The 13,324-nt window shown below is 66.0% G+C and carries 12 protein-coding genes and 1 pseudogene; 6 read left to right on the forward strand and 7 right to left on the reverse strand.

Features of this window, described 5'->3' with window-relative positions:
• Positions 1-2: 2 nt before the first annotated feature.
• Genes AC3ANW_RS23850 through allE form a run of 3 tightly spaced genes read left to right on the forward strand, consistent with a single transcriptional unit; the run spans position 3 to position 3,751 of the window.
• Positions 3-1,832, forward strand: coding sequence for a dipeptide ABC transporter ATP-binding protein (locus AC3ANW_RS23850; protein WP_488345510.1), 1,830 nt, complete (start codon positions 3-5; stop codon positions 1,830-1,832).
• 36 nt (positions 1,833-1,868) lie between these two features.
• Positions 1,869-2,918, forward strand: coding sequence for an allantoicase (alc, locus tag AC3ANW_RS23855; protein WP_488345511.1), 1,050 nt, complete (start codon positions 1,869-1,871; stop codon positions 2,916-2,918).
• Between the two features lie 56 nt (positions 2,919-2,974).
• The gene (allE, locus tag AC3ANW_RS23860) at positions 2,975-3,751 is read left to right on the forward strand and encodes a (S)-ureidoglycine aminohydrolase (RefSeq protein ID WP_488345512.1); all 777 of its coding nucleotides are present in this window, start codon (positions 2,975-2,977) and stop codon (positions 3,749-3,751) included.
• Positions 3,752-3,762: 11 nt separating this feature from the next.
• Here the strand turns inward: allE and AC3ANW_RS23865 are convergent, their stop codons facing one another.
• On the reverse strand, positions 3,763-4,584 hold the full coding sequence (locus AC3ANW_RS23865; RefSeq protein WP_488345513.1) for a FadR/GntR family transcriptional regulator: 822 nt from the start codon (positions 4,582-4,584) through the stop codon (positions 3,763-3,765).
• A gap of 141 nt (positions 4,585-4,725) precedes the next feature.
• Between AC3ANW_RS23865 and AC3ANW_RS23870 the strand changes: the two genes are divergently transcribed.
• On the forward strand, positions 4,726-5,253 hold the full coding sequence (locus AC3ANW_RS23870; RefSeq protein ID WP_488345514.1) for an ureidoglycolate lyase: 528 nt from the start codon (positions 4,726-4,728) through the stop codon (positions 5,251-5,253).
• Between the two features lie 39 nt (positions 5,254-5,292).
• Here AC3ANW_RS23870 and AC3ANW_RS23875 read toward each other — a convergent pair.
• A pseudogene (locus AC3ANW_RS23875) lies at positions 5,293-5,493 on the reverse strand (helix-turn-helix domain-containing protein); the annotation flags it as partial.
• A gap of 527 nt (positions 5,494-6,020) precedes the next feature.
• Positions 6,021-7,610: an aldehyde dehydrogenase (NADP(+)) gene (locus tag AC3ANW_RS23880; RefSeq protein WP_488345515.1), complete on the reverse strand. Its 1,590-nt coding sequence runs from the start codon at positions 7,608-7,610 to the stop codon at positions 6,021-6,023.
• A gap of 301 nt (positions 7,611-7,911) precedes the next feature.
• Between AC3ANW_RS23880 and AC3ANW_RS23885 the strand changes: the two genes are divergently transcribed.
• Complete coding sequence (locus AC3ANW_RS23885) at positions 7,912-8,892, forward strand: Bug family tripartite tricarboxylate transporter substrate binding protein (protein ID WP_488345516.1); 981 nt, start codon at positions 7,912-7,914, stop codon at positions 8,890-8,892.
• Positions 8,893-8,967: 75 nt separating this feature from the next.
• Here the strand turns inward: AC3ANW_RS23885 and AC3ANW_RS23890 are convergent, their stop codons facing one another.
• From AC3ANW_RS23890 to AC3ANW_RS23905, 4 genes are read right to left on the reverse strand one after another with little or no spacing between them, the layout of a single operon-like run.
• Entirely contained in the window at positions 8,968-9,261 is a 294-nt protein-coding gene (locus tag AC3ANW_RS23890; protein ID WP_488345517.1) for a Dabb family protein, read from the reverse strand.
• Positions 9,258-9,722 carry a nuclear transport factor 2 family protein gene (locus tag AC3ANW_RS23895; protein WP_488345518.1) on the reverse strand — a complete coding sequence of 155 codons (465 nt, stop codon included), beginning with the start codon at positions 9,720-9,722 and terminating at the stop codon, positions 9,258-9,260. Before AC3ANW_RS23895 ends, AC3ANW_RS23890 begins: the two co-directional genes overlap by 4 nt.
• Before the next feature lie 41 nt (positions 9,723-9,763).
• A complete protein-coding gene (locus tag AC3ANW_RS23900) occupies positions 9,764-10,630 on the reverse strand; it encodes a cupin domain-containing protein (RefSeq protein WP_488345519.1) in 867 nt (288 codons plus the stop codon).
• Positions 10,627-11,442, reverse strand: a complete 816-nt coding sequence (locus AC3ANW_RS23905; RefSeq protein WP_488345520.1) for an RraA family protein — start codon at positions 11,440-11,442, stop codon at positions 10,627-10,629. The genes AC3ANW_RS23900 and AC3ANW_RS23905 overlap by 4 nt, the downstream gene beginning before the upstream one ends.
• 186 nt (positions 11,443-11,628) lie before the next feature.
• On the opposite strand from AC3ANW_RS23905, the gene AC3ANW_RS23910 reads away from it, so the two are divergent.
• On the forward strand, positions 11,629-13,203 hold the full coding sequence (locus tag AC3ANW_RS23910) for an IclR family transcriptional regulator domain-containing protein (protein ID WP_488345521.1): 1,575 nt from the start codon (positions 11,629-11,631) through the stop codon (positions 13,201-13,203).
• Positions 13,204-13,324 lie beyond the last annotated feature (121 nt).

Raw genomic sequence — 13,324 nt, forward strand, 5'->3', positions numbered from 1 at the left:
CCATGCCGCTACTGGACATCAAGGGCCTGGGCATTGACCTGCGGCTGGACCACGGCCAGCTGAGTGCCGTGCGTGACCTGGACCTGCATGTGGACAAGGGCGAATGCCTGGGCCTGGTCGGCGAGTCAGGCTCGGGCAAATCGCTCACCGCGCTGGCCATCGTCAACCTGCTGCCGCGTGCCGCCACCCTGCGCGCCGACAGGCTGATGCTGGCCGGCCAGGATCTGCGCGGCCCCATCGGGCAGGCCGGCTGGCGGCAATTGCGCGGGCGGCGTGTGGGTTTTGTCTTCCAGGAACCGATGACCGCGCTGAACCCGGTCTACACCGTCGGCCGCCAGCTCACCGAGACCATGCTGCTGCACGGCACCGCCACCCCGGTCGAGGCCCGCCGTCGTGCCATCGGGCTGCTGGAAAGGGTGGGCATCGCCGACGCCGAAAAACGCATGGGCGCCTATCCGCACCAGCTCTCCGGCGGGCAACGGCAGCGGGTGGTCATCGCCATCGCCTTGATGAACAAACCCGAACTGCTGATCGCCGACGAACCGACCACCGCGCTGGACGTGACAGTCCAGGCGCAGATCCTCGACCTGCTGGGCGGCCTGCAAAAGGAGACCGGCATGGGCCTGCTGCTCATCTCGCACAACCTGGCCGCGGTATCGCAGGTGGCCGACCGGGTGGCGGTGATGTATGCCGGCGAGATGGTCGAGACGGCCTCTTCCGCGGCGCTGTTCACCCAGCCGCGCCACCCCTACACCCGCGGCCTGCTGGACGCCCTGCCCGGTGCGGCGAAGGCCCGGGCGGGCCAGCCCTTGAGCACCATTCCCGGTGTGGTGGGTTCGTTCCTTGCCGAGCCTTCGGCCTGCGTTTTCGCCGACCGCTGCAGCCAGCGCCAGCCGGCTTGTGAGACGCAGCGCATACCGCTGCGCGTGGTTGCAGCAGACCGCATCAGCCGCTGCGTGCTGGATGCGCTGCCCGCCAAAGTGGTGGCAGAACCCGGCCCGGCCCACTTCACCCGGCAAACGGAAAAAACCGGTGCGGTGATGCTGGAAGCGCGCGGCCTGGTCAAGACCTACCGCAGCAGTGGCGGCCTGTTCCGGCCGGCGCAACAAGTGGCCGCAGTGCGCGGCGTTTCGCTGCAGGTGCGCTACGGCGAAATCCTGGCGGTCGTCGGCGAATCGGGCTGCGGCAAATCGACCCTGGCGCGCATGCTGCTCGGCCTCGAGACACCCGATGCCGGCGAGATCCTGCTGGACGGCCACGCTGCAGCCGCCATGCAGCCGCAGGCACGCGCACGGGCGGTGCAGCTGGTTTTCCAGGACCCTTACGCATCGCTCAACCCCGGCCGCAGCGTGCGTGCCATCGTGCGCCGCCCGCTCGACCTGCTGGGCGATGGCGATGCCCGCGACCGGGACGACCGGGTGGCTGAAATGCTCACCGCCGTCGGCCTGCCGGCCCGGCTGCACGGCGCCAGGCCGGCCCAGTTGTCGGGCGGACAGCGGCAGCGGGTGGCGATTGCGCGGGCACTGGTCACATCGCCCCGGCTGATCGTCTGCGACGAGCCGACCTCGGCGCTGGATGTGTCGGTGCAGGCGCAGATCCTCAACCTGCTGCTGGGCCTCCGCGATAGTTTCGGGATGGGCCTGCTGCTCATCTCGCACGACCTGGGTGTGGTCGGCCACATGGCCGACCGGGTGGCGGTGATGCAGGGCGGCGAGGTAGTCGAAAGCGGCGATGCGCGGCAGGTGCTGCAACAGCCGGTCCACCCCTACACACAGGCCTTGCTACGCGCCACGCCGATGGTGCTGGCTGGCACGGCTTGTGAAACCGACTGAACATTCATTCATCCAACCCATCACAGGAGAACCCACATGGCCGGTGGCAGCAACGACAGGATCTACATCCGCAAGACTTCGGAGATGAGCGACGAAGTGGCGGCTTTCGCCGAGCACTGGACCAACCTGGCCGACGAACGCCTGGGGGCCGTCACGGTGGCGGTGTCCGACGAGTTCTACGCACCGGCCCAGCGCCTGCTGGAAGCGAAAGGTGCCAACTACTACTTCCACGACGAGGAAGGCATGCGTTACGTGGACGGCTGGGAAACCACACGCCGCCGCCGCCAGGGGCATGAGTGCTGCGTGATCAGGCTGGGCCGGGCTGGTCGCATCACCGGCGTGGTGTTCGACACCAGTTATTTCACCGGCAACTTCCCGGTCGGCGTCGAACTGGCGGGCTGCTGCGTGCAGGGCGATCCCGACGCCTCGACGGCCTGGACGAATCTGGTCGGCTTCACCCCGCTGGCCGGCGACGCCCAGCGCCTGGTCACGGTGCAGGACCTTGGCGTCTACACGCATGTGCGCCTGAACCTGCACCCGGACGGCGGCATGGCGCGCCTGCGGGTTTACGGCGCGGTGGACCCGACTCGCGCACCGGGCTTGCAGAACGAAACCCTGCCCGACCTGGCGGCGCTGGAAAACGGTGGCCGCATGGTCGGCTGCAACGACCGGCACTTCGGTTCCGTCTCGGCGCTGATCGCGCCCGGCCCCAGCGTCGACTGGGGCAAGGGCTGGGAAACCCGCCGTCGCCGCGAGCCGGGCAACGACTGGGCGGTCATCGCGCTGGCGGTGCCGGGTGTCATCGAAGAGGTCGACATCGACACGCACTACTACCTGGCCAACCAGCCCGACCGCTTTTCGCTGCAGGCCGTGCACATCGCCCAGCCGATGGCCGACGCCCTGGTGGTCAACCAGTCGATGTATTGGCCGCAACTGCTGGCTGAGACCGCCCTGCAGGGAGGCAGCCGCATCGTCGTGACCGAAGGCGTCGCGGCACTCGGCCCGGTGACCCATGTGCGGCTGAACATCTTCCCGGACGGCGGCGTCACCCGCCTGCGCCTGCGCGGCAGACCGACCAGGGCCTGACGCGATCACACCCGATCTATCTCTCTTTCTCTCCTGCATCCACAAGGACACGAGCCATGGCCAAGAAAATGATCCAGCCCCCCGGCGTATTCGCCCACAGCCGCGCCGGCAACGGCGCCCTCTATGCGGTGATGCCGCCAGAGGGCGTGCTGGAAAGCCGCATGCCGAATTTCGAGCGCACCAAGATCTGCGTGCTGACCTCGCCCCATCGCGGCTCGAAGTTCGCGCAGATCCTGCTGCAGATGTCGGAAGACGGCGGCATGCAGGCACCGCGCCTGGACCGGGTGCAGCATTTCTTCTATGTGATCGAAGGCCAGGCGTTGCTGGAAATGGCGGGGGAAACCCACGCGCTGACACCGGGCGCCTTTGCCTATGCGCCGGCCGGCACCTCGCTGCGCCTGCGCAGCGCAGCCGGCCAGACGGCCGACGTGATGTGGATCCAGAAGCCTTACGAAGCGGTCGAGGGCATTGCGCCGCCCGCCGCATTCGTGGGCCATGCCGACCAGGTCGAAAAGGTCAATAAACACACCCAGGGCCGCACCTGGCAGCACCTGCTGCCAGACAGCAACCTGGCCTTCGACTTCGCGGTGAACATCCTGGCCTTCGAGCCGGGCAACTACTTCCCGATGGTCGAGACCCATGTGATGGAACACGGCCTCTACATGCTGGAGGGCCAGGGCATGTACCTGCTGGAAAACGACTGGCACGAGTGCTGGGCCGGGGACTTCATCTGGATGGGTCCCTATTGCCCGCAGTTCTTCTATGCCACCGGCTGGCAGACCGCTTCCTACCTGCTCTACAAGGATGTGAACCGGGACATCGCCTTCGCCTGACGCCAGCGTTTTCAGGGCAGCAGGCGCTCGAAGCCCTCGGCCAGTTTCACATGCGCCCGCTTGGCACTCCGCTGCACATGCAGGCGCATGGCGTTCTGCGCCGTCACCGGGTCGCGGGAAGTGATCGCCTTGACGATGTCACGGTGCTCCTTCACCCGGGTGCTGATGAAAGACGCGTCGGCGATGGGCGCGTTGCTCATGTCGCGCTCGGAAAAAACCGGTGCCAGCAGCGCCCGCACCACGGTGTTGGGGCAGGCGTCGACGATGCGGCGGTGGAACTCGAAATCCAGCCGGTCGAGCGCTGCATGGTCCTGGTCGGCCAGTGCCTGTTGCATGCCGTCGACCACCGCGCCGAGTTGATCCAGCTGTTCGTCCGTGATGGACAGCGCGGCCAGCGCTGCCGCCCACCCTTCCATCAGGAAACGCGCCTCATAGATGGCTTCGTCCGAATGCTCGATGGCCGCAGCCGTCGGCTGGGGCGAAGTGGCGGCCGCGATGTCTTCGGCGCTTTTCACGAAAACACCCCGGCCCGGCTCGACGCTGATCAGTCCAAATGCCTCCAGCGACGACACCGCCTCGCGCAGCGTGGCGCGGCTGACACCGAACTGCTCGGACAATTCACGCTGGGCCGCGAGGCGCGAACCGGGCGCCCATTCGCCGCTGACGATCAGCGCCTGCAACTTGCTCAGCAGATGCTGGGTAACCGGCATGCGCGTGGCAACGGCGCGATGGGGTGCCGCACCAAAAGCGGGCACCTTGGCGGCTTCCGCGGGGACCGCCGGCAAAGGCGCCACGGCGGTGTGTTTGGCTTGGAGACGAGCTCTGGCGGTCATCGGAATTTCCTTGGCCATGCACCGAAACTGGTCTGACCTGTAGGATCAATTTTGCACCAAAACGGTTGACTTGTCGCGCGCTGCGCACCTATGATAATTGGTCTGACCAGTAATACCAATCCGAATCGGCCTTCCACCAACATGCCCAGCCTCACCTCGACCGACCTGCCGCTGCTCGCCGTCCTGCCCCTGACGGCCGAAGCCTTCGCCCCTTTCGGCGACGTGATCCAGACCGAGGGCCGGGCGCACTTCCCGATCAATGCCGGCAAGGTTCAGCGTTTCCATGATCTGGCCCATGTCGACACCGGCGAAGCGGGCGGCCAGCCCGGCATCAGCCTGTTCGTGGCCCAGCCCTACGCCATGCCGCTGAACCTGGTCTATGTGGAGCGCCATCCGCTGTCGAGCCAGGCCTTCATTCCGCTGGACGACCGGCCTTTCCTGATCGTCGTCGCACCGGCTGGCGCGGACCCCAGCCTGGCCACGCTGCGGGCCTTCGTCACCAACGGCCGCCAAGGCGTCAACTATGCCCGCGGCGTGTGGCACCACGTTCTGATCGCGGTCAGCCAGCAGCAGACCTTCGCGGTGGTCGACCGCATCGGCACCGGCCCCAACTGCGACCGGTTCGACCTTCTGGGTGAGGGCGAATGCTGGATTGACTTACGCAATTAGCCGGCTCTTACAGTGAATACCGAAATCGGACGCCCGGCTCAGCATGGCTTCGCCCGCCGGGGTGAGTTCCATGCCTCTCGGATTGCGGACGAACATGGCCGTTCCGAGCGCGTGTTCAGGGTTCTTCAGCCGATAGCTGGCCGACGATGCGGTGATGTGAACCGCCGCCGCCCCAACCGAAAGATTTTTCGCCTGGGCGATTTCCAGAAAAAGCCAGAGGTCTGTTAGTTCATAGCGCATTGGGCGCGAAGCATAGCGAACACGGGCAGTTTTTTTGAGTCTTCCAGCCCGGTTGTCTAATACGCTCTGGCCCTCAGCCGCCGCTTTGGGGGTAATGACATGGGCCCGTGCGGGTGCCGCCGGCCAGCGTAAAACGCATCACCAGGGTAATCGGCCTTTTTGGAAGCTTCGGGCGGCATCGCATAGCGCGTCGAGGCCGAAGACGTTGGCGTAGCTGCTCAATAACCAATGCAACAAGCGCTGGACGCAATCGTGTCGGGGGCAATTACGTGAAAGGAATTAATAGCCTCGGAAATCCAAACGACTAAGCCCAGCGCACCGTCCCTCTGCACTTATAAAATTTGCTTTCGCAGCAGCGGCAGCGGGTGTCAGGGACCGCTACAGCCAGTATGAGGTCGGCGGCGTTGAAGGAACCAATGGAGAGGACTTCATTACAGTCGAGAACCGCAACAGTATGGAAATCTGAAGCCCAAGTCTTGCCCACCGCTGCCGCTTTTCTGAACGTCTTGCTCGCTGTTTTTATCGCCTTATGGCTGCGCAGGCACTCCATCCACCAATCTCCAGATTCTCAAGGGATTGGTTCGTTGCAACACAGCCGGCAGTAGCAAGTCTGGTAGGTCCTGATAGCACACCGGCCGCAGGAAACGATCGATTGCCGTGGCGCCCACCGAGGTGAACATGGCATTGGAGGTCGAGGGGAAGGGGCCGCCGTGCACCATGGCCTGGCAGACTTCCACGCCCGTGGGGAAGCCGTTAGTCAGGATGCGGCCGACTTTGCATTCCAGCGCGGGCATCAGGCGAGCGGCCTCGGCGTGGTCGGCCTCGTCGATCTGAAGGGTGGCGGTGAGCTGACCTTCCAGGCGTTCGGTGAGCTTTTGCAGTTCCTCGAAGCTTTTGGCACGCACCACGATGGAGGCCGGGCCGAATATCTCGACTTCCAGTTCGGGGGCGGCCAGCAGGTGCGCGGCATCGGTCACGTAAAGTACCGCTCGGGCTGCGTTGTTCAGCTCGCCGGCGTCCTTGCCCTGAGCAACCTTTTCCACGCCCGAGACCTTGTCCACCGCGGCGGTGCCGCTGCTGTAGGCCTCGTGGATGCCGGCGGTCAGCATGACCTGCGCGGCCTTCTCGGTGAGCGCGGCGCTGGCCGAGGCGATGAAGCGCTGCAGGTCCAGGCCGTCCACCGCCAGCACTAGGCCGGGGTTGGTGCAGAACTGGCCGACACCCATGGTCAGAGAATCGGCAAAGCCCTTGCCGATGGCCTCAGCGCGATTTTTCAAAGCAGCCGGAAATAGGTAGATCGGGTTGATGCTGCTCATCTCGGCATAGACTGGGATGGGCTCGTGGCGGGCGTTGGCGATACGTACCAGCGCCAGGCCGCCCTGGCGCGAGCCGGTGAAGCCGACCGCCTTGATGGCGGGATGGGACACCAGCGCCTCGCCCAGCTTGCGGCCGGCGCCGATCAGCATCGAGAAGACGCCCTCGGGCATGCCGGTTTCTTTCGCGGCCTGCTGTACGGCACGGCCGACCAGTTCGGAGGTGCCCAGGTGGGCGCTGTGGGCCTTGACGATGACCGGCGCGCCGGCCGCCAGGGCCGAAGCCGTGTCGCCACCGGCCACCGAGAAGGCCAGCGGGAAGTTGCTGGCGCCGAAGACGGCGACCGGGCCGAGCGGGATCTTGGCCAGGCGCAGGTCGGCGCGCGGCAGCGGCGTGCGCTCGGGCTGGGCCGGGTCGATGGTGGCGCGCAGGAAGTGGCCGTCGCGCACCACCTTGGCGAACATGCGCAACTGGCCGACGGTGCGGCCGCGCTCGCCCTGCAGGCGGGCCACGGGCAGGCCGGACTCGGCCGATGCGCGTTCGATCAGGGCGTCGCCCAGGTCGAGGATGTTCTGTGCGATGGCTTCGAGGAAGGCGGCGCGCTGTTCCAGGGGCAGCGCACGATAGGGGTCAAAGGCGGCCTGCGCCAGCGCGGCAGCGCGCTCGACTTCTTCCGAACCACCCAGGCCGAAGACCGGCTGGTCGATCTCGGCATTGCGGGCGGGGTCGAAGGCGCGTTGCGTGCCTTGCGTGCCACGGACGGCGGCGAGGCCGATGAGCATTTCTCCAGTGATGGCGGTCATTACTGCTGATCCCTTCGTTCAGTTGTCTGGCAAGAGCCAAAGCAAAAAGCGGGAGTCTATGGAAGATGCCAGCGACCAATCTCCAAATGGTGGAACAAACCGCCAGGGGGCCTGGTCGGAACTGAGATCCCAGCAGCCAAACAAACATCGGACGTTTGACTCATAGAGTTCCACATATTGGATCAGTACCCGAAATGGCCGACTGCTCGTCGCATACCCGGTGCCGCCCATGCAAGAAGATTGGCTGGCGTGCGATGCCCGGCATCGCCTGTCTGACCATTCGTTCCGCGGAGACAAGAAAATGCCTTACACCCTCAACCCACGAGCCGCTGCAACGCTCGCCCTGTGCCTGGGCGCTGTTTCGTTCCAAGCCTCAGCCCAGAGCGACTATCCCAATCGGCCCATCCGGCTGGTCGTGCCCTATCTCGCAGGCGGAGGCAGCGACATCGTAGCGCGCACGCTTGCTGAGCGCATGGGCCACAGCATGGGGCAGGCCTTCGTGGTAGACAACAAGGCCGGTGCGGGCGGGAGCCTGGGTACGGCCGAAGTGGCCCGCGCCGCGCCGGACGGCTACACATTGCTGCTGGGCACCAGTTCCACGCACGCCATCAACCCCGCCGTCTACACCAAGCTTCGCTACGACGTGATGAAGGACTTCTCCTTCATTTCCACCGTCGCGCTCAGTGAGTACGCCCTGTCGGTGCCGTCCAGCTCGCCCTTCAAGTCCGTGCAGGACCTGCTCAAGGGCAACAGCAAGGACAAGCCTCTGCGCTATGCATCCAACGGCAATGGCAGCACCAGCCACCTCGCGCCCGCGCTACTGGGCGTGAAGACCGGCAATGAATTCCTCCACGTGCCCTACAAGGCCAGCCCCGCGGCGATGACGGACCTGATGGGCGGCCAGGTGGATTTCGCCATCGACAACACCAGCGCCGCCCTGGCCAACGTCGCCAGCGGCAAGCTGCGCATCCTGGCCACGACGGGCGCCAAGCGCGCGCCTTACAGCAAGGACATCCCGACCATGCAGGAATCGGGCGTGCCCGACTACGTCGTCACCGGCTGGTGGATCCTGACCGCACCGGCCGGCACGCCCCCAGCGATCGTCGAACGGCTGAGCAAGGAAGTCGCCAAGGCGGCCGCCGATCCGGCAGTGAAGAAGCGCATGGAGGACATGGGCAATCCGGTCTTCATCCAGTCGCCGGAGCAGACGCGCACCTTCGTCACGGCGGAGCTGCGCAAGTTCAAGCAGATCGCAGACGCGGTCGACCTGCGGCTGGACTGACAACTGCGGCAACAAGCAAAAGGACCTTCCGCGGAAGGCCCTTTTTGTTTGTGCGACCGCCACGCGGCCGAGGACTCAGACGGTGTAGTCCACCGCCGCCCATTCGAAATAGGGCTTGAGGTCGGCAATTAGAGCCTGATGCAGCGGATGGAACAGGTAGTCGTTGAGCGCCTGGGCATCGTCGACCTCGGATTCCAGCACATAGTCCCAGCTGATCGGGCGGGTGAACTCGTTGGCACCCACACGCCATTCGCGGATCACCAGGATGTCGGCACCCAGTGCGCTCATGCGCTCGGCCAGGGATTTCTCCAGGACTTCGTTCTTCTCCACGCCGGGCTTGCGGCGGAACAGCACGATGTGGCGGATCATGCGGTCTCCTTCGCGAGGCCCACGCTTTTGAGGTGGTAGCCACGGCCTGCGTAATCGAAATCCACCAGCTCGTTAATGGGCGTGCCCTTGTCGGCCGGCGAGGCGTAGTAGGCGCGGATCTCCTGGATCTTGCCGCCCTCGAAGATGTACCACTCGGCCCCGCGCAGGGCGGTGCCGGACTTGTTCTTCCAATGGGTCCACTCGATCATTGCCTCGGGCTTGTCGTGGCTGATGAGGATGCGCTCGATGGTCCACTGCGAACCCAGCGTCTCCACGCACCAGATCCACCTGCGCGAAATGATGTCTGCGCTTTTCCACGGCACTTCGGGCAGGCCGGAGGGAAAGTAGTGGATGGCGTCGGGCGTGAAGCAATCCATCAACGCGTCGTAGTCGGCCGCGTTGCAGGCATCAAAGTAGCGGCGGATGAGGGCGTCGTAGTAGGCGGGGGTGAAATTGGCCATGGGAATGAGGGTTCGGTATGGGTGAGGAACGAGCCCGGCGCTCAGGCCGGCTGGGCCACCAGCGGCATGGGGTAGTCGTCGTGGTTGCGGACCATGCCCGGGATCAGCGAGAAATCCATGCGCGGCGGACCGAACACGTCGATCAGCGAGCAGCCGGCGGCCATCGCCTGGGTGGTGTGGATCAGCCGGGGTGGAATCACCAGGGCCGAGGGGCTGCCGATCGTCAGGTGTTCATCCGGGCGCCACTGCGTCGAATCCGGCTGCCAGGGCGCGCGCAGGTGGTGCACGAAGGGGCCGGCCATGCACAGGGTGATCTGCTCATAGTCCTCGTGCGAATGCGGCATCAACGAGGTTGAATCACGTGCGGCGTTGTAGACGTCCATCACGTTGACCATCAGGTTGGTGCTGCGGAAGATCCGCGCAATGTTGGCCGCACCGCTGTATTGCGCGAGCGCATAGGCCCGCAGGCGCAGGCCATCCTCGGGCTCCGGCCACGGCGCAGCCTGGGCGACGTCGGCACAGGTGCCTGCGTAGTCACTCTGGTTGGAGGCCAGCGCGCAGATGTCGTCGACCTTGTCGGAGAAGATGCGCGCCACCAGACCATCGCCGGACAGGCGCACCTGGCTGGCGCCAGGCGGCACGATGAACAGGGTTTCGACCTGCGCCACGGCCTGATCGGCCCCGGCGCGCACCTCGGCCCGCATGCCGGGCGGCAGTACCAGCATGTATTCGTCTGGCTGGTGTTCACGGTCCAGCCGGGCCTCGCCCCGCACCTTGGTCAGCGCAACCACAAAATGCGCGGTGCGCAGCACCCAGCTGCGGTTGCCCTGGGCATCGACCTGCTGCGGCGCGTCCAGGGTCCAATCGGCCAGGGTGGCCGGGCGTATCGGCAATGCGGCCTTTTTCATTTCGCGGCGTCCGGTTCGACCGCGGTCAGGTCGGGCAACGCCGGCCGGCCATCGGCCACCCACTGCCGGTATTCGGCGCGGGTCTGCTCGTTGGCGGGAAACACACCCCACACCACCGCACCAGCGCGCACGCGCATGGCGATGTAGTGTTCCAGGTCGTCCTGGGCCTCGCAGGCGTCGGCCACTTTTTCGGCCATGTAGGCGGGGATCACCGTGATGTTGTTGCCGTCGCCATGGATCACATCGCCCGGATAGACCGCGACGCCGGCGCAGCCCACCGGCACCTGCAGATCCGCCACATGGTGGAAGGACAGCCGGGAGGTTGCGGTGACACCGCTGCACCAGGCGGGAATCTTCATCTCGCCGATCTCCAGGCCGTCACGGAAGGCGCCGTCTGTCACCACGGCGCGCGCGCCACGCAGCTGCATACGGGTGACCAGAATGTCGCCCATGGAGGCGGCGCGCACGTCGCAGCGGCTGTCTATCACCATCACGTCGCCGGCTTCCAGAGCCTCCACACCCACCCACTGCAGGTTGACCGGGCTGGGCTCGGTGGTGACGGTGGCTCCGGTGTCGATGTCTTCCCGAGCCGGGATAAAACGCATGGTGAAGGCACGGCCGGCGAAGCCCGACAGTTGCTTGTTCAGAGGACGCACGCCCACCATCACCGGCTGGCGCAAACCGCGCTTGAGCAGTTGCGAGGTCAGGGTGCCGCTGCTGACCTTGGCCAGCCGGTCCAGCACGGCGTCGCTGACGCGCACTGCAGGTTTGCCAGTCGTGATGTGGGCCTTGTCGGCAGAGAAGAGAGTCATGGTGTTCAGCTTTGGAGTGAAAGAGGGCCGAACGCGGCCGGAAACGTCCCCTCGATTCCACGGTTTGGAATGAGAGGGCGGCAGCGGTCGCGATACGCGTGACCATGCTAGGAGCGCGGAGTAAGAATGGCGCGCAGGGCCAGCCGCAAGAAGCCGGCTTCATTCCACAAGTTGAGACGAAACGATATGGACACTCCCCGCGCTGGCGACGGCACCGGCTCGCTGGAAAAGGCGATCGACGTGCTCGAGGCTATCGGCCGCCAACCTGGAGGCATCAGCCACAACGATCTGGCAGAGCTGATGGGCCTGCCGCGCACGACCGTTTACCGCCTGCTGGCGACACTCACCGCCCGCGGTCTGGTGCGGCGCGACCCGTCGCGGAGGGTGTATTGCCTGGGCCTGCGCTGTTTCGAGCTCACCCGCCAAGCCTTCGCCATGCCTGATTTGGTTGTGGCCGCCGCACAGGAGCTTCGCGACCTGCGTGACCTGACCGGCGAGACCAGCTACATCGGCACAGTCGAGGGCCTGGATGTGATCTCGCTGGAGCGCTTCGACGGCGCCCATAGCCACCGCAGCAACGCCAGCCTGGGGCACCGCAAGCCGATCTACGCGACCAGCCAAGGCAAGGCCATCCTGGCCGCGCTGGACACCGTGGCGCGGGAGGACATGCTGGCGGCCGTGACGCTCAAGCCCCTGACGCCGGCTACCCTGACCGACCGGCGTCGCCTGCATGCCGAGCTGCGGGCCACCCGGGCGCGGGGCTGGGCGATCGATGACGAGGAGAACGTGCCTGGCGTGCGCTGCGTCGGTGCGGCGGTCATCGACCAACAGGGCCAGGTCCGAGGCGCGATCAGCGTGGCCGGCCCCGCCTACCGGCTACCGCGCACCCGCATCGAACTGCTGGGGCCTGAGATCGCGGAGGCCGCCCGCCGCATCGGCGCGCGACTGGCGGCCGATCCTGCCCCGCGCGGCGACAACACCGTCATGGCCGTCAACGCGGCACCCTCCCTGTACGGCGCCTTCCCGCACTGGTGCGCGGACGGCGCCTATCTGCAATGGGTGGATGCGCTCTCCCCCGCACTGCGCTGCTACGGTCCCGGCGAAAACGACGCAGTGCCGATCCGCTCAGAACAACCCATCACCGGAATGTTCTTCCGCGAAGGCAGGGTGTGCCTGGTCCATGACGAAGGTGCGCTGGAACTGGTGGATGGCGTTCTGCAGCCCTTGGCCAGCTGGCGCGCCATGCAGTTGCACGCCGTACAAGCCGACCCGCAAGGCGAGATCTGGGTCGCCCTACCCTCCAACCAGGGTTCGGTCATCGGCCGCATCGGCGGCGACGGTGGTTTCCGGCGCGTCTGGGAGTTCGACGAGGCAGTACACAGCCTCTGCTGGAACCAGGACGGCAGCGTGCTCTACGCCACGGCCCCCCAATCCGGCGCCATCTTCATGATGCAGCGCGGCAGCACGCTGATACGGCGCCTGGCCTCGGTCTCCCGCGGCTCAGGCGTGCTCAGCGGCCTGGCAGTAGATGCAGTCGGCGGCGTCTGGACCGCTCTGCGTGATGGCTGGAGCGTGGTGCGCTTCCGCGAGGATGGCAGCTTCGACCGGTCCATCCCCTTGCCGGTGCCTTACCCTACCGGCATCGCCATCGGCGGCGAGCATCAGGACCGGCTGTTCGTCACCAGCGCGCGCCAGCCCGTCGCACTGGACACCCTCAAATCGGCGCCCCTGTCCGGCCGTCTGTTGGAGATCGCGCTGTAGCGCCGACCTTTTCACGTCCTCAATACCAGAGTCTGGAATTCCAGCGGCATGACTGCCGCTGAACCGCTTGTGCGCGGGCTTGGCCGATTCCGCCATGGGGTGACCCCGACCGCGCCTGCGC

The organism is Xylophilus sp. PBN-3R, assembly GCF_057747805.1.